Origin of the sequence: Hydrogenophaga taeniospiralis (genome assembly GCF_020510445.1) — a bacterium.
GTDB lineage: Bacteria > Pseudomonadota > Gammaproteobacteria > Burkholderiales > Burkholderiaceae_C > Hydrogenophaga.
This window is the reverse complement of sequence record NZ_JAHBAG010000001.1, coordinates 1,869,502-1,887,595: the sequence shown is the minus strand read 5'-3', so window position 1 is coordinate 1,887,595 and position 18,094 is coordinate 1,869,502. Positions and strand designations below refer to the sequence as shown.

The window sequence follows — 18,094 nt, the reverse complement described above, 5'->3', positions numbered from 1 at the left end:
GGCAGGGCCTTCAGGGCAGCGTGGACGGGCGCGGCATCCAGCCCAGGCTGTGGGCGTGCAGGCTCTGGATGTAGACCCGGTCGGCCGTTTCGGTCACGGCCGTGGTGTCCGGGTACTGGCCCGAGGGGTCCTGCCAGTCGGCCACGATGCGACCGTCCTCGGTGAATGCTGCCACGTGGCCGTAGGCCTTGGGCACGGGCCACAGCGAGCGCGGCAGGCGCAGCGTCATCTCGCGCAGCCAGGGCTTGGCCGCCATGTTGTCGATCACCGGGTTGCGGGGTTTGACCAGGCCCACCCAGAGGCGGCCGGCGTCGCCGCGCATCAGGTTGTCGGGGTAGCCCGGCAGGTTGTCGAGCAGGATGCGTGCGCCGCCCGTGGGGCCGCCGCTGAGGTCCAGACCGCGCGCCGAGGCGGGAATGGCCCAGATGCGGTAGCGCCCGGTTTCGGCGACGAACAGGGTCTGCTCATCGGCCGAGAGCGCGATGCCGTTGGCGAACGACAGGCCCTTGGCCACCAGCGCGGTGCGGCCATCGGCGTCGCCGTAGACCAGCACCCGGCCGGTGGCCGACTGCTCCAGGATGTCGAGCACGCTGGCCTCGAAGGTGCCGCCCCACTCGCGCGCGCCAAAGCGGGTGGAGGCGTCGGTGAAGAACATCTGCTGCGGTGCGGCCGGGTCGCGGCTGACCACCACCGCGTCGGCGTAGCGGATCGGGTCATCGCCCAGCCGGTCGCTCAACACCTGGACCTCGCCACCGGCGCCGATGCGCAGCAGCCCGCGCATGGCATCGGCCGCGATCAGGCGGCCCTCGCGGTCGAAATCGAAGCCCAGCACCCGGCCGCCGGTGTTCACGTGCGTCTGCAGGTCCGAGCCATCGGGGGCCATGCGCAGCACCTTGCCACTGACCACCGTGGTGTAGAGCCGACCGTCGGGGCCGATCCGCACGTGCTCGGGGCCTTCCTCGCCCCCCAGGTCGATCAGGCGCAGACCGGCCAGCCGGGTGTTCGCCGCATGCGCGCCCTGGTAACCCGGAGGCGCCAGGGGCGCCCAGCTCGCCGCAGCGATCGGCACCGGCCAGACCAGCAGATACACCACCAGCAGCGCCAGCAGCAGCAACAGAGCGATTCCAGCCTTCTTCATCGTGTGTCCCCCCGGGTGTGCGCGGCGCGGCCAGCGGGCCGGCGCCACAAGCGGGCCATTCTGCCCGATGGCGGTGCCCCGCCCGGACCGGCGCGGTCAGGTCTGACAGCGCCGGCGCGTGCCCGGCGGCGGCGCGGGCGGGCCCGTAAAATCGGGGGTTCCGCCGCCTGGCCCTGCCCTCCATGGGCCATGCTCGGCGCGGCAACCCTCCCCGGAACCAGCATGTCAAACACCCCCGATCAACCCGGCCTCAACAGCCTGTCCAAATCCTTTGAACCCACGGCCATCGAGGCCCACTGGGGGCCGTTCTGGGAACAGCAGGGCCACGGCGTGGCGGGCTACCGTGGCACGGGCGCGCCCAGGGAAGGCGCGCCGTCCTTCGCCATCCAGCTGCCGCCGCCCAACGTGACCGGCACGCTGCACATGGGCCACGCCTTCAACCAGACCATCATGGACAGCCTCACGCGCTACCACCGCATGAGCGGCGCCAACACGGTCTGGGTGCCGGGCACCGACCACGCCGGCATCGCCACCCAGATCGTGGTGGAGCGCCAGCTGCAGGAAAAAGGCATCAGCCGCCACGACATGGGCCCCACGCCCGCCGAAGCGCGCAAGAACTTCGTCGCCAAGGTCTGGGAGTGGAAGGAAGAAAGCGGCAACACCATCACCACGCAGATGCGCCGCATGGGCGATTCCGTGGACTGGAGCCGCGAGTACTTCACCATGGACGAGAAGCTCAGCAAGGTCGTCACCGACACCTTCGTGAAGCTGTACCAGCAGGGCCTGATCTACCGTGGCAAGCGCCTGGTGAACTGGGACCCGGTGCTGATGTCGGCCGTGTCCGATCTGGAAGTGGAAAGTGAAGAGGAAGACGGCTCGCTCTGGCACATTGCCTACCCGCTGGTCAACGGCAGCGGTCACCTGACCGTGGCCACCACCCGCCCCGAAACCCTGCTGGGTGACGTGGCCGTGATGGTTCACCCCGAGGACGAGCGCTACAGCGCGCTGATCGGCCAGTACGTGAAGCTGCCACTGTGCGACCGTGAGATCCCGGTGATCGCCGACGCCTATGTGGACCGCGAATTCGGCACCGGCGTGGTCAAGGTCACCCCCGCGCACGACGCCAACGACTACGCGGTCGGCCAGCGCCACCAGTTGCCCATCATCGGCGTGCTGGCGCTCAACGCCACCATCAACGACAACGCGCCCGAGAAGTACCGCGGCCTGGACCGCTTCGTGGCGCGCAAGGCCGTGGTGGCCGACCTCGAAGCCGCCGGCCTGCTGGTCGAGACCAAGAAACACAAGCTCATGGTGCCGCGCTGCGCGCGCACCGGCCAGGTGATCGAACCCATGCTGACCGACCAGTGGTTCGTGGCCATGACCAGCAAAGGCAATGAACACAACACCAGCGGCACCTCCATCGCCGACAAGGCGATTGCCGCCGTGCAGTCTGGCGAGGTGACCTTCGTGCCCGAGAACTGGGTCAACACCTACAACCAGTGGATGAACAACATCCAGGACTGGTGCATCAGCCGCCAGCTCTGGTGGGGCCACCAGATCCCGGCGTGGTACGACGCTGAAGGAAATGTCTATGTGGCCCGAAACCAAGAGGAGGCCGAGGAGCAGTTCTTGGAATTCAGAAACGTCCTAGCCGATGACGACTATGAAGAACTGACACACAAAGGTACAAGCAGCACAGCAGAGCGTCTTGCTCAATTCGATAAGCACGGCCTACGACGCGACGAAGACGTGCTCGATACTTGGTACTCCAGCGCCCTTGTGCCGTTCTCGACCATGGGCTGGCCAGAACAAGGCAACAGCGCCACCGACGACTACAACCTCTACCTGCCCAGCACCGTGCTGGTCACGGGCTACGACATCATCTTCTTCTGGGTGGCCCGGATGATCATGATGACGACGCACTTCACCGGCCGCGTGCCGTTCAAGCACGTCTACATCCACGGCCTGGTGCGCGACGCGCAGGGCCAGAAGATGAGCAAGAGCGAAGGCAACGTGCTCGACCCGGTCGATCTGATCGACGGCATCGCGCTCGCGCCCCTGCTGGACAAACGCACGACCGGCCTGCGCAAGCCCGAGACCGCACCCAAGGTGCGCAAGCAGACCGAAAAGGAGTTCCCCGACGGCATCCCGGCCTACGGCGCCGACGCGCTGCGCTTCACCTTCGCCGCGCTGGCCTCGCTGGGCCGCAGCATCAACTTCGACAGCAAGCGCTGCGAGGGCTACCGCAACTTCTGCAACAAGCTCTGGAACGCCACGCGCTTCACGCTGATGAACTGCGAGGGCCAGGACTGCGGCCTGCTGGAGCACACCCAGGCCGACTGCGACGTGGGCGGCAAGGCACACGGCTACCTGAGCTTCAGCCCCGCCGACCGCTGGATCGTCTCCAAGCTGCAGCGCGTGGAGGCCGAGGTGGCCCAGGGCTTCGCCGAGTACCGGCTGGACAACGTGGCCAACACGGTCTACGACTTCGTCTGGAACGAGTTCTGCGACTGGTACCTGGAGATCGCCAAGGTGCAGATCAACACCGGCAATGAGGCGCAGCAACGCGCCACGCGCCGCACCCTGATCCGCACGCTGGAGACCATCCTGCGCCTGGCGCACCCGGTCATCCCGTTCATCACCGAAGAGCTGTGGCAGAAGGTCGCGCCTGTGGCAGGCCGCGCCGGTGAGTCGGTGAGCGTGGCGGCCTACCCGGTGAGCCAGCCCGAGCGCATCGACGAGGCCGCCGAAGCGGCCGTGGCCAAGCTCAAAGGCCTGGTGGACGCCTGCCGCACCCTGCGCGGCGAGATGAACGTGTCACCCGCCACGCGACTGCCGCTGTACGTGCTGGGCGACACCGCCTTCATGCAGGCCAACGCTGCGGTGCTCCAGGGCCTGGCCAAGCTGAGCGAAGTCAAGGTCTTCACCGACGAGGCCGCCTGGGCCGCGGCGGCTCAGGCTGCACCCGTGGCCGTGGTGGGCGAGGCGCGCCTGTGCCTGTTCATGGAGATCGACGTGGCCGCCGAGAAGGCCCGTCTGACCAAGGAAGCCACCCGGCTGGAAGGCGAGATCGCGAAGGCGACGGCCAAGCTCGCCAACGAAGCCTTCGTGGCCAAGGCGCCGGCCGCGGTGCTGGAGCAGGAGAAGAAGCGCGTGGCCGACTTCGGCGCCACGTTGGCCAAGGTGCGCGAGCAACTGGCGCGGCTCGGGGCCTGAAAAACGGGACAGTCTGCGCCGCCGCCCGGCGGCGCGACTTCATCGCCGGGGCGGTTCGAATGAGCCCCACTGCGAGGGCGAGACCGAATGGGGATCGTCGTTTCCCGCGATGTCCAGGCTGTCCAGCAGGCCGAAGTCGCTGGCCCGGATGCCGGGGTCGCCACGGGTGGTCGAAGGCGTGAGCGTTTCATGCACGCGGTGGGCCACGTACCAGCTGGAGCGCAGCTTGGCCTCGCGTGTGTGTGAGCCCAGGCGCGGCGTGAGGTGCAGGTTGGGAATGCCGAACAGCGGCGAGCCTTCGGCGGCGAAGTTCGGGTTCGCCCCATCGAGCAGGCAGGCATCGATGCGGCCATCGGTCAGGGCGTGGGCCAGCGCCGCGGGGTCGAACAGGGAACTGCGGCTCACGCCCACCCAGAGCTGGCCGGGCTTGCAATGGTTCAGCACATGGTCATTGAGCCAGCCCCGAAAGCGCACGGCGTACACCACCTGCAAGGACACCGCGTCCGAGCGCGACAACAGCTCGGGCAGGGTGACCGGCTCCACGCCGATCTTGTCCCAGATCGGCGCGGCGTGGTGCACGGCCGGGTCGTAGCCCAGCAGGCGCACGCCCATCGCCTTGAGCATGGGCGCCAGGACGTGCGCCACCGGCGCCAGCCCCAGCAGGCCCACCGTGCTGCCGGCGAGCTCGCGCCCCATGCGCACCTGCGCGAGCTGGCGGCCCAGCAGCGCGCTGATCATGCCGCGGCGGTAGAGCATGAGCAGGCCGTAGAGCAGGTATTCGGCGTTGGAGCGCACCGTGGCGCTGCGCGCCTGGACCACCCGCACCTGGCGCCGGGCGCAGGCTTCGAGGTCGGTGTTGTCGCTGGAGATCTGCATGCGCGCGATCAGCAGCAGCTTGGGTGAAAAATCGAGGAACTCGCGGGACACCACCACGTGCGGCGGCAGCACGATGGCACGCGTTTTGTAGGTGTGCGTGCGCAGCTTGATCGGGTCGTCGCCCAGCTCGGGCCGGTAGCTGACGTCGTGGCGCTCCTGCAGCCAGGTCAGCGCTTCGGGGACCAGGGGATCAACCAGCAGGACGTCCATGGCGCAGGGCGGTGCGTGGGGTGCGGTCCGGGGGAGCCGCGGGCGGCTCAGCGGCGTTTGATCAGGGTGAAGTGATCACCACCCACCGTCTGCTGCTCCAGCAGCTCGTTGCCGGTCTGCTTGGCGAAGGCCTGGAAATCGCGCACCGATCCAGCGTCGGTGGAAATCACGCGCAGCACCTGACCGCTGTGCATGTCGGCCAGGGCCTTCTTGGCCTTCAGAATGGGCAACGGGCAATTCAGGCCACGGGCATCAAGTTCTTTGTCGGCGTGCATGGGGGGTTCCTCTGGATCGCTGATTCTAAGCCGCGCCACGGCCCGCCGGGACGGCGCGGGCGCGTGGCCCGCGGTGTTTCAGTCGGCCCGATCGACCGGCGCGGTGGTGGTGTCGGGCGGTGGCCAATCCATGAACGCTGGCTCGATGCCCCGGCTGCGCAGCCAGTCGGCCAGCGCCAGACCGGTACCGGCGTGCCAGCATTTGACCTGCTCGGGTGCCAGCAGCCGGTACTCCACCAGCTCGGGCGAAAGCCGGACCTCGCCCTGGGCCACGGCGTGGTAGGTGATGATGATCTGGTTCATGCGCTGGAAATCGTGCACCCCCACCAGCCGCAGCTCGGTCACGTCCAGGCTGGTTTCTTCGGCGATCTCGCGCCGTATCCCTTCCTCGGGCGTCTCGCCGGCTTCCATGAACCCGGTGATCAGGCCAAACATGCGGTGTTGCCAGGCGGCGTTGCGCGCCAGCAGGACACGGCCTTGCAGCTCAACAATGGCCGCCAGCACCGGCGTGGGGTTGTTCCAGTGCGTGAAGTCGCAGGCGGGGCAACGCAGCCGCTCCTTGAAACCGCCATCCTCCTCGGCGCCCGTGAGCCGCAGCGGGGTGGCACAAGCCGGGCAAAAGCGGAAGTCTGTCGTCATGCGATCAGGCCCCTCCCCGGATAGCCAAGGCCCCCAACCGTGGACACCGCCGGGCCGCCCTTCGACAAGCTCAGGACGGACGGCTGGTGTCGCCCCAGGGGAAGGCGCCGCAAGCACTTCGGAGCGAGCGTCATGTTATGCGGGGAACACGCCGGTGGACAGGTAGCGGTCGCCCCGGTCACAGACCACGAAAACGATGGTGGCGTGCTCCACCTGCTGCGCGATCTGCTGGGCCACCCAGCAGGCGCCGGCGGCGGAAATGCCACCGAAGATGCCCTCTTCGCGCGCCAGGCGGCGGCACATTTCTTCGGCATCGGACTGGCTCACGTAGACCAGCTCGTCCACCGCGCTCGGGTCGTAGATCTTGGGCAGGTATTCGGTCGGCCACTTGCGGATGCCGGGGATGCGCGAACCCTCACTGGGCTGCGCGCCGACGATGCGGATGGCGGGGTTCTTTTCCTTCAGGAAACGCGAGACGCCGGTGATGGTGCCGGTGGTGCCCATGGCGCTGACGAAGTGCGTGATGCGCCCGCCGGTCTGCTCCCACAGCTCGGGGCCGGTGGTCTCGTAGTGCACGCGCGGATTGTCGGCGTTGGCGAACTGGTCGAGCACCCGGCCCTTGCCCTCTTTCTCCATCTTGTCGGCCAGGTCGCGCGCGTACTCCATGCCGCCGCTCTTGGGCGTGAGCAGCAGCTCGGCGCCAAACGCCTTCATGGTCTGGGCGCGCTCGATCGACAGGTCCTCCGGCATGATCAGCACCATGCGGTAGCCCTTGATGGCCGCCGCCATGGCCAGCGCGATGCCGGTGTTGCCCGAGGTGGCCTCGATCAGGGTGTCGCCGGGTTTGATTTCACCGCGCTCCTCGGCGCGCCGGATCATGGACACCGCGGGCCGGTCTTTCACGGAGCCGGCCGGGTTGTTGCCTTCGAGCTTGCCCAGCACCACATTGCCCCGGGCCTGATTTTCCGTCGCGCCAATCCGCTGCAGCGCCACCAGCGGCGTTTTGCCGATGGCGTCTTCGATCGTTGGGTAGTTCATACGCCGCACTGTGCCATAATTTCCGTCTCCCAGATTCCAGCCCGGGTGGTGAAATTGGTAGACGCAGGGGACTCAAAATCCCCCGCCAGAGATGGCGTGCCGGTTCGATTCCGGCCCCGGGCACCACAAACAAGGTCAGACCACCTCACACGGTCGCAAGAACCCGCACGCTCTCCGGCGTTGCGGGTTTTTTCTTGCCCCATCGGCCATCGCCTCGAAACATGAACACCGGCGTCTGGTCGGTCATGCGCTGGCCGTTTGGCGCGACGGCCGTCTGGGTCGCTGGCTCTGAAAGCTGTGGCGCCTACCGCGCGATGGCCGCCCGGAAAGCGCACAGCGCCGGCGAACGCCACACAGCGAGGCCATAGGGACTGGAGCAGATCGCATGCTCGGGCGACGCATACAACCGCTGGGCGGACTGGCCCCAAGGCGTGCTTTGCACGCGCTCCTGCAGCCGCGTGAGGCCTTTGGCGCCCAGCGCGGCCGCGTTGTTCAAAGCCGGCAACCACTCCGCGGCGTCGGGGTAGAACGGTGACAGACTGCTGGCGCGGGCTTCGTCGTCGCCGGCCCAGTCCAACGCCCGGTCGAGCAGGGCCAGCGATTCGCGCGCGCCCGGGATGCCCTCCAGACCGGTCGCGGCCAGCAGCGCCAGCACGTTGGTGATCACGGTGCAGTCGACCATGTCCAGGCCCGCACCCGAACGGCTCCAGGTCGCGAACACGCCCACTTGCAGCCAGGGCGGGCGAAGCACGGGCAGCCGGGCGATGCGGCGCACGCCGATGCACCGACAGGCGATGCGCCGCGCTTCGGTCCGGTCCAGCCGCCCGGCCAGGTAGAGCTCCAGCGCCATGATGGCGGTGTCGTCGGCATCGTCCGGCAATGGGGGTGCCCAGACCGGGCGCAGGCCCTGCGGCCAGAAACCGAAGCCACCCTGCGCCGAGCGACAGCGCTCCAGCACCCGCAGCATGGGCCGGCCCGGCTTGCGACCTTCGTGCCGCAAGGCGCGCACAGCCAGGGCGGTGGCAAAGCCGTTGCGGTCGGGCACGCACTGCCCACCGCTGTGCATCTCGCTCTCGACAAGACCTTCCATGGGCTCCTGGCTGGCGCTCACTGGACGACCCTCCGTGCTGCGCACTGCGGGGCCGAGCGCCTTCGGAACGGCCGGGCGTCGCTCACTGGACGACCCTCCGTGCTGCGCACTGCGGGGCCGAGCGCCTTCGGAACGGCCGGGCGTCGCTCATTGGACGACCCTCCGTGCTGCGCACTGCGGGGCTGAGCGCCTTCGGAACGGCCGGGCGTCGCTCATGTGGGGCGCAGTCCGCACTGCAGCCAGGAGGTGCCGCCCGCGTCCACGCCGGCGCCCACCATGCCGTGGCGCCAGCGGCCGTCGGGCGGGCCGCCGGCCAGGGCGGCATAGACCGCGGCGGGTTCACCGTCCACGGCCGACCGCAGGGCCTCGCTCACCTGCTGGTCGTCGCGGAACAAGGCCTTGGCGAAACAGAACCAGGTCAGGGCGCGGGGCCGCATTTCGCGGTCGAACAGCAGGCTCAGGCCCGATGGCCGGGGCAGGTCCCGATCGCCGCAGAGCAGCGCCAGGCGCTGGTCCAGGGCCACGCCCGGTGCCGACGCGCCCAGGAAGCGCTGGCACCAACCCAGCAGGCGCTCCCGGTCCAGATCGGCGCACTGCGCATACAGCTCCAGGCTCTGGTCGGCGTTCAGGCCGGCCATGCGCCAGCGCAGCGCGGGGCTGCGCAGCCAGCGCAGTGAGCAAGGCTGCGACAGCGGCGCCCCGGGCGGCAGATCGACGTACAGCTTGGTGGCGCTGCCGGCGCGCGAAAAACGCGCTCCCAGCCAGGCGCCAAAGCGCAGGTCCCGGCCCTGTTGCAGCGCCTGCCACGGCGCCAACGTGTGCTTGGGTTCGTTCGGCCAGCCCAGGCACCGTGCCGCCAGCCCCAGGCGCTCGTGGTCGGGCGTTTCGGGCGGCGCCACTTCCACCGTGCAGCGCAGCGCCGCCTCGCGCGAGGACCAAGCGAACTCGATCGGCAGGCCGGTGTTGGTGAGCCGGCTGAAGCGCCAGGCCACTTCGGGCCAGACCGAGTGGCCGACCGCACCCAGGCTGTGCGCCAGCGCCGCGCGGGCACGGGTCACCGCCTCGGGCAGCAGGGGCTCAAGGCGGTCCATCGTGCGGCCCACCGCGCTGGGCAACGCACTGTGGATCTCGGCGGGGTGAACGACCATGGCTGGCATCAGCTCACCGGCTGGATCTCTTCCTCCGTCTCCACCCAGGCCCGTTGCTGAAACAGATTCGGGCCGATGAAGGTCAGGCGGAAGCGGTAGCGGCGCTGGTTCTTGTCGCGCAGGGCCATGCGCAGCTTCACCGAGTCGGTGGCCGTGCCCGGGATCTCCAGACGCTCGGTGCGCTCGTACTGGTTGGCGGGATCGCGGTATTCCACATCGACCAGCACCCGGTTCACCGCGGCGGGGTCGAAAGCGGGCACGAACTCGATCCGCAGCGCCCCCACGAACAGGTCGTGCACCACGATCTGCGACACCGCCAGGTCGGTGGCGGGCAGGCGCGTGACGCTGCCATCTTTCAGCCGCTGCACCAGCTCCATCTCGACCCCGCGGTCGGCCGGTGCGGGTTTGGCCCCGCGCAGGCGCCAGATCTGCGGGGCGCTGTCGCGGCGCAGCGTGAGCACGGTGCGGGGTTCCGGGCTGGCGTAGCCGCGCGCCTTCAGGTTGAGCTCGATCGACTCGACCACCTCCCAGTCGATGTCGCCGGCGATCGCGCTGATCTCGCGGAACTCGATGTGTTCGTAGGGGTTCACGAACAGCGTGCGGTCCAGCGTGCTCTTGGCCGGGATGTCGTAGGAGTGGCGGTCGGCGGCCCAGCCCGACTGCGGGTCGAAGTGGAACTGGAAACCGGCCTGGTAGTCGATGTCGCGCGTGCTGTTGAGAAACACCTTGAAGGTCTCGACCTTGTTCTCACCCGGCAGGAACACGAAGTCGGCGTGCTTGTGGTCCTGCGGTTTGGCCGGATCGCCGTAGTCCAGCGCGACCTGGGCCGAGGCCAGGCCGATGGGCGCGAAGTCGATCGGCATGCTGGCCTCGACCTTGAACTCGCGGAAGAACGGATCGTCGAGATCGATCTCCTTGAAGTATTTGGCTTTGTCGCGCAGATCGCCCAGCATCAGGCCAAAAAAACCTTGCGGCGCGTAGCTGCGGCGCGTGGCCTCGGCGCGGTTGTAGCGCAGGGTGAGCTTCTTGCGTTCCTCCTGGCGCACGAACTTCAGCTTGAGGCTGGCCACCACCGGGAGCGAGCTGCCGCCCTGGGCCGGAGGAGGAGGCGGCGGCGGCGGTGGTGGTGGTGGCGGAGGAGGCGGTGGTGGGGGCGGCGGCGGAGGCGCACTCGACGCGGGCCGCCGCAGCACGCCACGCCAGCGCGAGGGTGTGGTGCCCGCGGTGCGGCCGATGATGTGGGCCACGCGGTTGTCGGGGTCGCCGCCCATCGGGCTGTGGGTGCCGGGGCGGCTGGACGCGGGATGGTCGCCGTTGGCGCTGCCGCCGCTGACCGTGCCACCCGCGCGCTGCACGATGGCCAGGGCCACGTCGCGGCGCCGGGCGGACAGGCGCTGGTTGTAGGCCTCGCGCTGTGATTCGGCGAGACCCGCGGCGTGCTCGTGGCTGGCGTAGGCTTCCACGCGCACGTTGCGCGGCGCGGGCTGGCTTTGGATCCAGGCGCGCAGCCGATCGGCGCCGCGCTCCGGCCCGCTCCAATTGCCGTCGCCTTCGATGCGCAGCGTCCCCGAAGCGCTTTGAAAGCGCGGGTCGGCGGTGCTGTTGTCCACGTAGGCGCGGTACTCGGTCGAGGGCGGGTTGACCCGCCAGCCGGCCTCGGCCGGTTTGTCGAAGTCGAAGAACAGGCCGAAAGTCTCTTCGGTGGTCTGCGCGGGCCATTCCACCTCGATGGTCTTCTGGGTGGCGGGGTTCACCGTGACCGTGATGCGACCGGCCGAATCGGGCGTGACCGGGGCCCCGTCCACCCGCACACTGGCGCCCGCACCGGTGATGCTGACCGTCTCGGCCAGACCGCTGGTCGCGGGCGTGTGGGTGACGCCCTGACCGGCGGGCAGGGGCGTGGGGCTTTGCTGTTCCACGGTCAAGGCCGCAGGCTGCACGCCGCCAGTGGCACCGCCGGGGTTGGTGTTGGTGCCGCCCGGGTTCGTGAGGGTGCTGGGGGTGTTGGTGCTGTTGTTGGCGTCGCGCAGCAGGTCGCGGCCGGTGGCGATCACCTCGCTCAGCGGGTCGCTGGTGGCCTGCTGTGCGGCGAGCTGGCCCGGGGTCAACGTGGGCTCGAACCACTTCGACAGCAGATCGTCCTTGAAAAAGTCCAGCGCCCACTTCTCCTGCTCGCGCTCATCGGCCTCGTCGGTGAAATTCAGCACCTTGATGTGGATCGCGCCGCTTTGCACCAGCGACTCGAACGCCGCCTCGATGCCACCGCGCAGGAACTGGTACTGGGCTTCGAGGCTGGCGCTGAAGTGGTTGAAGATGCGCTCGAAATCGGCCGTGATCTCCACGTCGATCGAGGGCCGCATCGCCAGGTACTTCATGTTGTAGATCACGCCGATCGGCGCCATGCCGTCGCTGAAGGCCTGCTCCAGAATCGTCGCGCCCTCCTTGGACAGCGCCAGGCTGAAAGCGGCGCCGTTTTCGCTGTCCATGGACGGCACGGACGCGCCCAGGATCAGCTCGACCGCGTTGAACGCGCCCTCGGGCGCGGCGCTGGCCGCGGTGCCACCCGAGCCTTGCAGGTTCAGCGCCAGACATTGCACCGTGCCTTCTTCAAACGGCGCCGCGGCCAGACGCACCGGCGGCGTCACGCCGGGTTCGGCATTGATGCGGCCCAGGATGCGCGACTCCAGCTGCGGCGTGAGCTTGAGCGTGGTCTTGAACATCACGAAACCGCCGCCGGTCTTGCCCACGTCCACGCTGGCGGCCTTGTATTTCAGGAATGTGAATTCGGCCAGGTTGTCGGGCCCCGCACGGCGTGCCAGGCCGACCGGCCCCGGCAGATACCAGAACTGATTCACATCGGCGTGATCGCGGTAGACGGTGATGCCATCGACGGTGAGCGGCTTTTCCAGGCTGAGCATAAAAACTCCTCGGTGGGTGGAACGGCCGGCTCAGCGCGAATCGCGCCAACCGTCGAGGAAGGTCTCTTCCATGCGGTTGGCCTGGCCGCGCAGCTGCGGCGTCTGCTGCTGACCCGGGAAGTGCTGGGTCATCAGCGCAGCCACAGAGGTGGTGAGCGAATCGATCAGCCCGTGGTGGTCGATGCTGAAGTTGCTGGCGTTGACCAGGTCGAGGAACGACTTGGTCAGCAGGCCGTGGCCGATGGCCTCGGTCTCCATGGCGACCTGGGCGGCCGAGCTGGCCGCGATCAGCGTGGACTTGGCCTGCTGTACCAGACGGCGCGTGTTGTCTTCCTCCACCACCACGCCGGTGTTGCGGGTGGTCACGCTGCGGATGTTGTTGTCCAGCACCGAGCGGCTGGCCGGCGGCAGGCAGATGCCGCAGGGCAGCAGGGTGCGGCACTGGGCCAGCCGCTGCAGCAGATCGGCGCTGAACTGCGGCGAGCGCGCACGCCGCGCGATCTCGCTCTCGTCGTGCATGCCACCCGAGTGGCAGCTGTCGAGGATGATGGTGAAGTTGGCAACCGAGGGTTCCAGCGAGTCGGCCAGGCTCTGGATCTCGTGGTCACTGATGTGCTGGCCGGAGAACGGGATGATGGTCTCGAACATCTGGGTCGGCACCACCGGGTGCGGCACACGCCCGCCGTGGCCAGAGTAGTAGAAGCAGATCACATCGCCCGGCTGCGACTGGGTCACGCAGTAGCGCAGCGCCTGGCGGATGCGGGTCGAGGTGGCCGCGCCATCGGTGAGATAGAAGATGTCCTGCGGTGCGAAGCCGAAGGCGTCGACCAGCATGTGGTACATCGAGGCCGCATCGGCCACGCAGAAACGCAGGCTGTTGTAGCCCTGCACGGAGTAGTCGTTCACGCCGACGATGACGGCTCGTTTGGTGGTCATGTGAAATCTCCTCGGAATGCGAATGGGGGGATGTGGGGGGCAGCGGTCTCAGATCACCACGGTGATCACGTCGTCCTCGGTCTCGACCGGCGCCGGGCGCTCGGTGCGGCCGTCGCTGTGCACCACGGTGAGCTGGTGGCTGAAGCGCTTCTTCAAGGGGTCGGGCGTGGAGAAGCGCACCCGCGCCTCGGTCATCTCGGGGGTGAGGCGCACGCGCTCGCGGCGCGCGTAGTGGTGGGCCGGATCGGCGTAGCTCACATCCAGCATCGCGGCGCGCACGCTGCTGAAGTCCACGATCGGGAAGATGGTGACATCGAGCGAGCCCGGGTAGGGGTCGTCGATCACGACGGAGGTGGCGCGCGTGCTGACCGCGGGCAGCTCGACCACGCTGCCGTCTTTCAGGTGGTGGCGCACCCGATAACGCCAGCTGCGTGTGGAAGCCGGCGAGACGCGCAGCTTCCATTCCAGCGCGGCCGGCGCGGCGGCGTTGATGCGACCGCTCTTCTCGCGCTTCCAGCCGCTCGGGTCTTCATAGCTCAGATCCAGCTCGATGTGGTCGATCACGCCCGGGTCGATGCGACCGGGCTCGACGCGAATGTGCAAAAAGCCGATCGCGTCCATGGGGTTGAGCACCAGGGTACGGTCTTCGCTCGCGGCCACGCGCGGCGCGTCATAGCTGAAGCGTTCGCCTTCCCAGGCACTGTTGGGGTCGAAGTGGTACTGCGCCTGCCAGGCATAGGTCTGGTCTTTGCGGAGGTTGACCATGAACTCCACCGCCCGGGCCGCGTGGTCGTCGGCGTTGAAAACAAGATCCTGGCGGCGGTGGTTGTTCGGGTCATTGACCGGCCCGTAGTCCAGCTGCAGGTGGATCTCTTTCAGGCCCAGGGTCTCGAACGCGAACGGCGCCTTGGCCTCGATCTTGAGGGTCTGGAAAAACGGATCGTCGAGATCGATCTCCACGAAATACGGCGGACGGTTGAGCTCGCGCGCCATCAGGCCGATGAAGCCTTGCGGCGCGTAGGAGCGCTGCTGGGCCTCGGCGCGGTTGTATTCGAAGGTCGCGGTGCGCCGCTCTTCCTGGCGGATCGAGCGCAGCCGGAACGCGGCCACCGCGTCATCGCGCTGCGGTGTGCCCGCGGCGTTGCGGTCGGCGGCCGCGGCCACCGGGGCCGCGCCGCTGCGTGCACCCGCGCCACCGGGCGGCGGCGTGCTGGTGGCCGGCTCGCCCGAGCCTTCGGTCGGGCTGTCGCTGGCGCTGGCACCGGCCGACGCGCTGGGCGCGGCCAACCCCGTGGCGCTGGGGCCATGGCCGGTGCCTTCGGTGGGGCTGGGACCGGGGTCGGCGGCGGCCGGCGCCGCGGGTGTGGCGTCCGGGCGCGCGGGCGCGGGCGGTTGCGGCGGGCGCAGTTGTTCGCCCAGGGCGCGCACCTGGTCCAGCGACGCCGCGCTGGCCGCCGTCGCGGCCAAGGTACCGGGCGTGAGCACCGGCGTGAACCAGGTGCTGAGCACCTGCGCCTTGAAGAAGTCGAGCGCGTCCTTGATGCGGGCCTCGTTCTCGGGCGTGCCGGTCATGTCGGCGACCTCGATCTTGATCGCGCCGCTGCGCACCAGGCGCTCGAAGCCGGTGTCGATGCCGGCGCGCACAAAGCCGCGCTGACCGTCGGCCGAGGTGCTGAAGTGGGTGAACACCTGGTTGAAGTCGGCGGTGATCTTCACGTTGAAGGCCGGTCGCAGACCGGTGTATTTCAGGTCGTAGATCACGCCGATCGGCGTCGTGCCATCCTTGAGGGCTTTCTCCAGGATGGTCGCACCTTCGGCCGACAGTTCCAGGCTGAACACCGCCGTGTTGTTGCCGGCCAGCGAGGGCTTGCCCGCACCCAGGATGCTTTCCACCGCGTTGAACGAACCCTCGGGCGCGTTGGCCGATGGGCTGGCCCGTGTGCCGCCCGCGCCCTGCAGGTTGAGCGCCACGCAGGCCACGGTGCCGTCGTCGAACGGCACCGGCGCCAGGCGTGGCTGGCCACGGCTGATGGAGCGCAGGCGCTCGAGCACGCGGCGCTCCAGATCGGCGTCCAGCTTGAGCTGGGTCTCGATCATCAGAAAGCCACCGCCGCGCCGCGCCACGCCGGCGCGGTTCTTGTACTTGAGGTAGGTGAACTGGGTGCGTTGGTCGGCCTCGCGCCGCGCCAGCGTCACCGGCCCGGGCAGGTACCAGAACTGGGACGCATCGGCGTGGTCGCGAAACACCGTGACGCCTTCGATCGAGATCGAGCGTGAATCGAGTTGCAGCATGGGGGGCCTCTCGCGGAAGTTCAGTTGGGAATGCGCAGCGCCAGCTCGGTGGCCGCGCTGGCGGTCCAGTCGCTCACCTTGCCCAGGCCGTTTTCAAACAGCCAGTGCACTCGGTATTCGAAGCGCATGCGGTTGGGGTCGAGGTAGTCGTACTCGAACTCGCCCGAGCTCTGGCCGTTCTCGAACACCAGGTCGTCGGCGAACGACAGGCCACCGGCGAAGTCCTCGAAACGCAACGACACGCTGGCCCTGCGCAGGTGGCGCCGCTCAAAATCGGCCGGCGCGCGCACGGTGACGATGCGCCGGCCCTTGGCGTCGGGCTTGATCGCGATGCGGCTGGCGTTGGTCATGGACTCGGGCAACTCGACAAAGCGGCTGTCCTTGTATTGCAGGCTGATGCGGTAGAACACCGACTTCTGTGCCGGATTGCGCAGGTCCACGGAAAAGGCCTTCGAACTCGACCCCTCGGTGAAGCTCATCGACTCTTCGACCAGCACGTTGTTGGCCGGGTCTTCGTAGCGGAAGTCGACGAAGGCCTCCTGCACCTGCGTCCAGTCGACGCTGGGCACCACCTGCACCACGCGCCGCGTGGGAAAGGGGTTGCGCAGCGTGACCTGGGTCTCGTCGCTGGCCTGCCAGCCATGTTCGACATCGCGGTTGTCGAGTGCGCGAAAGACCTTCTTCACCTCGAATGTGGTCTTGTCCGGGTCGAGCACGAACATCTTCCAGTTCGCACTCGGCGCCTCCTGGGTCAGGCGCAGCGTGTCGTGCTGAGCGATGTCGTTCGCTTCGTCGCTGTAGCGCAGCTGCACCTCGACCGAGCTGTAGCGATCCCAGGGGAAGTTCTCCGCGATCACCGGAACCGTGATCAGGCTGTAGAGCTCGCGCGGCACGATCTCCACGTTGTCGATGTCCACCGTCCAGGGCTTGCTTTTGAGTTTGGCGGGGCGCTTGGTGGTGTCGACGTTCTTGAACAGCACTTCAAATTCCATCGCCACGTCGCGCAGCGGTTTGCCGGCGTCGATCTGGCTGAACCACTCGAACTTGGTTTCCAGCGCGGCGGGCGTCAGCAGCGCGTTTTGCGGCTTGTCGCCATAGGCCGCGCGCACGTTGATGCTGGCGATGTCGTCGGCGGCCAGGTCGTTGCGCGCGGTCACGCGCAGCTTGCGTTTCTTGAACCACTCGTTGTCGAGCGAGACCTGCTTGACGAAACGGTCCATCGGCACGCGGCCGTCGCGCAGCGTGGCGAACAGCGACTGCAGATGGCCTTGCGGGTGGATGTGCTTCTTCACCGCCACGCGCTCGGAGAAATTGACGTTGAGCGCCTTCTTGTCCATGCGCTTGTAGTCCATGCGCTTGTAGCTGAAGCTGGGCAACAGACCCATGGCGGGCCCGCCCGCGGCCTGCGCCGACTGGTTCGCGGCAAAGCGGCCCACGGCGTCCATGGCGCGCTCCCAGTCGGGTTTCTTCTCGGGCGTCCAGGGCGGCAGGCTGACGTTGAAGAAGGCCTCAGTGATCATCGAGCGCACCTGGGCCAGCGCGGCGTCGCGCCGGTCGATGATGCCCTTGGTGTCGTCGCCCTCGGCCACGAAGGTGTCGGACTCGAGCACGATGGCGCGTTTGTCGATCAGCTCGTCGACCGCCTTGCCGATCTCGGTGGAGACGACCAGGAAGCTGGCCGAGAAGCTTTCGTCCATGTGCTTCTGCACCCGGTCCCAGTCCACCTTCAGGCGGATGTTGTAGGCCGGGCGCAGGCCCAGGAACTCGAGCGAATAGACCACCGCCACCGGCAGGATCTCGCCATCCAGCACCTGCTGCATGACGGTGAAGCCGTCCTGGTCGAGCTGCACCGAAAACGCCGCCTGGTTGTCGCCGTAAAGCGAGGGGTTGGCGCTGTGGTCCATCTTCAGCACGAACTGCGGCCCGGCCGGCGTGGCCGGCGTTCCGGTCGGCGGGGGCGCGGCGCTGTCCTTGCCCAGCATCATCAGCCGCACCGTGCCGCCCTCGAGCGGGATCGGCGCGATGCGAGGCGCGTTGCGCAGGTTCTCGGCGTTGGCGATCTCGCGCGCCAGGTCATCGACCTGGCGCTGGCTCGCGCCCACGTTGCAGTCGAAGTTCAGGAAACCGCCGTTGCCGGCGTCGCCACGAAAACCCAGCAGCATGAACTGCGGGATGTCGAGCCCGAGCGCGCTGTCGCGCACGGTGGTCAGATGGGGCGCGGTGGGCATGTAGTACCACTGCTCCGGGTCGGCGTGGTCGGGGAATACCGAGAGGCCGTTGATGATGCGCGAACGGGAGTCGAGCAAGAGCATGGTTTT

12 protein-coding genes and 1 tRNA gene are annotated in these 18,094 nt (G+C 68.2%); 2 read left to right on the top strand and 11 right to left on the bottom strand.

The annotated features are described in order from the left end of the window. Positions 1–10 precede the first annotated feature (10 nt). A complete protein-coding gene (locus KIH07_RS09070; RefSeq protein ID WP_226491658.1) occupies positions 11–1,138 on the bottom strand; it encodes an SMP-30/gluconolactonase/LRE family protein in 1,128 nt (375 codons plus the stop codon). A gap of 222 nt (positions 1,139–1,360) precedes the next feature. Between KIH07_RS09070 and KIH07_RS09065 the strand changes: the two genes are divergently transcribed. Continuing rightward, on the top strand, positions 1,361–4,354 hold the full coding sequence (locus tag KIH07_RS09065) for a valine--tRNA ligase (protein WP_226491657.1): 2,994 nt from the start codon (positions 1,361–1,363) through the stop codon (positions 4,352–4,354). 39 nt (positions 4,355–4,393) lie between these two features. Here the strand turns inward: KIH07_RS09065 and KIH07_RS09060 are convergent, their stop codons facing one another. The 4 genes from KIH07_RS09060 to cysM form a co-directional block, all read right to left on the bottom strand. Further along, a complete protein-coding gene (locus KIH07_RS09060) occupies positions 4,394–5,440 on the bottom strand; it encodes an NAD(P)-dependent oxidoreductase (RefSeq protein ID WP_226491656.1) in 1,047 nt (348 codons plus the stop codon). A 47-nt stretch (positions 5,441–5,487) separates the two neighbouring features. After that, positions 5,488–5,715, bottom strand: a complete 228-nt coding sequence (locus tag KIH07_RS09055) for a sulfurtransferase TusA family protein (RefSeq protein WP_226491655.1) — start codon at positions 5,713–5,715, stop codon at positions 5,488–5,490. Between the two features lie 78 nt (positions 5,716–5,793). After that, positions 5,794–6,354, bottom strand: coding sequence for an NUDIX domain-containing protein (locus KIH07_RS09050; RefSeq protein ID WP_226491654.1), 561 nt, complete (start codon positions 6,352–6,354; stop codon positions 5,794–5,796). A gap of 135 nt (positions 6,355–6,489) precedes the next feature. Next, complete coding sequence (gene cysM / locus KIH07_RS09045; protein WP_226491653.1) at positions 6,490–7,392, bottom strand: cysteine synthase CysM; 903 nt, start codon at positions 7,390–7,392, stop codon at positions 6,490–6,492. 39 nt (positions 7,393–7,431) lie between these two features. On the opposite strand from cysM, the gene KIH07_RS09040 reads away from it, so the two are divergent. After that, a tRNA-Leu gene (locus KIH07_RS09040) sits at positions 7,432–7,518 on the top strand. A gap of 178 nt (positions 7,519–7,696) precedes the next feature. On the opposite strand, the gene KIH07_RS09035 is transcribed toward KIH07_RS09040, so the two are convergent. From KIH07_RS09035 to KIH07_RS09005, 6 genes are all read right to left on the bottom strand, one after another. After that, on the bottom strand, positions 7,697–8,503 hold the full coding sequence (locus tag KIH07_RS09035; protein WP_226491652.1) for a hypothetical protein: 807 nt from the start codon (positions 8,501–8,503) through the stop codon (positions 7,697–7,699). A gap of 191 nt (positions 8,504–8,694) precedes the next feature. Next, positions 8,695–9,630 carry a hypothetical protein gene (locus KIH07_RS09030; RefSeq protein WP_226491651.1) on the bottom strand — a complete coding sequence of 312 codons (936 nt, stop codon included), beginning with the start codon at positions 9,628–9,630 and terminating at the stop codon, positions 8,695–8,697. Between the two features lie 8 nt (positions 9,631–9,638). After that, positions 9,639–12,548 (bottom strand): hypothetical protein, encoded by a 2,910-nt coding sequence (locus KIH07_RS09025; protein WP_226491650.1) that lies wholly within the window; start codon positions 12,546–12,548, stop codon positions 9,639–9,641. 30 nt (positions 12,549–12,578) lie between these two features. Further along, positions 12,579–13,484, bottom strand: coding sequence for a caspase family protein (locus KIH07_RS09020; RefSeq protein WP_226491649.1), 906 nt, complete (start codon positions 13,482–13,484; stop codon positions 12,579–12,581). Between the two features lie 48 nt (positions 13,485–13,532). Further along, positions 13,533–15,776, bottom strand: coding sequence for a hypothetical protein (locus KIH07_RS25345; RefSeq protein ID WP_264181823.1), 2,244 nt, complete (start codon positions 15,774–15,776; stop codon positions 13,533–13,535). A 20-nt stretch (positions 15,777–15,796) separates the two neighbouring features. Then, positions 15,797–18,088, bottom strand: coding sequence for a hypothetical protein (locus KIH07_RS09005; RefSeq protein ID WP_226491647.1), 2,292 nt, complete (start codon positions 18,086–18,088; stop codon positions 15,797–15,799). Positions 18,089–18,094: the final 6 nt, after the last annotated feature.

Bases quoted from the DNA above. Each gene is read 5' to 3' on its own strand.
- KIH07_RS09070 (WP_226491658.1), bottom strand. From the start codon at position 1,138: ATGAAGAAGGCTGGAATCGCTCTGTTGCTGCTGCTGGCGCTGCTGGTG.
- KIH07_RS09065 (WP_226491657.1), top strand. From the start codon at position 1,361: ATGTCAAACACCCCCGATCAACCCGGCCTCAACAGCCTGTCCAAATCC.
- KIH07_RS09060 (WP_226491656.1), bottom strand. From the start codon at position 5,440: ATGGACGTCCTGCTGGTTGATCCCCTGGTCCCCGAAGCGCTGACCTGG.
- KIH07_RS09055 (WP_226491655.1), bottom strand. From the start codon at position 5,715: ATGCACGCCGACAAAGAACTTGATGCCCGTGGCCTGAATTGCCCGTTG.
- KIH07_RS09050 (WP_226491654.1), bottom strand. From the start codon at position 6,354: ATGACGACAGACTTCCGCTTTTGCCCGGCTTGTGCCACCCCGCTGCGG.
- cysM (WP_226491653.1), bottom strand. From the start codon at position 7,392: ATGAACTACCCAACGATCGAAGACGCCATCGGCAAAACGCCGCTGGTG.
- KIH07_RS09030 (WP_226491651.1), bottom strand. From the start codon at position 9,630: ATGGTCGTTCACCCCGCCGAGATCCACAGTGCGTTGCCCAGCGCGGTG.
- KIH07_RS09025 (WP_226491650.1), bottom strand. From the start codon at position 12,548: ATGCTCAGCCTGGAAAAGCCGCTCACCGTCGATGGCATCACCGTCTAC.
- KIH07_RS09020 (WP_226491649.1), bottom strand. From the start codon at position 13,484: ATGACCACCAAACGAGCCGTCATCGTCGGCGTGAACGACTACTCCGTG.
- KIH07_RS25345 (WP_264181823.1), bottom strand. From the start codon at position 15,776: ATGCTGCAACTCGATTCACGCTCGATCTCGATCGAAGGCGTCACGGTG.
- KIH07_RS09005 (WP_226491647.1), bottom strand. From the start codon at position 18,088: ATGCTCTTGCTCGACTCCCGTTCGCGCATCATCAACGGCCTCTCGGTA.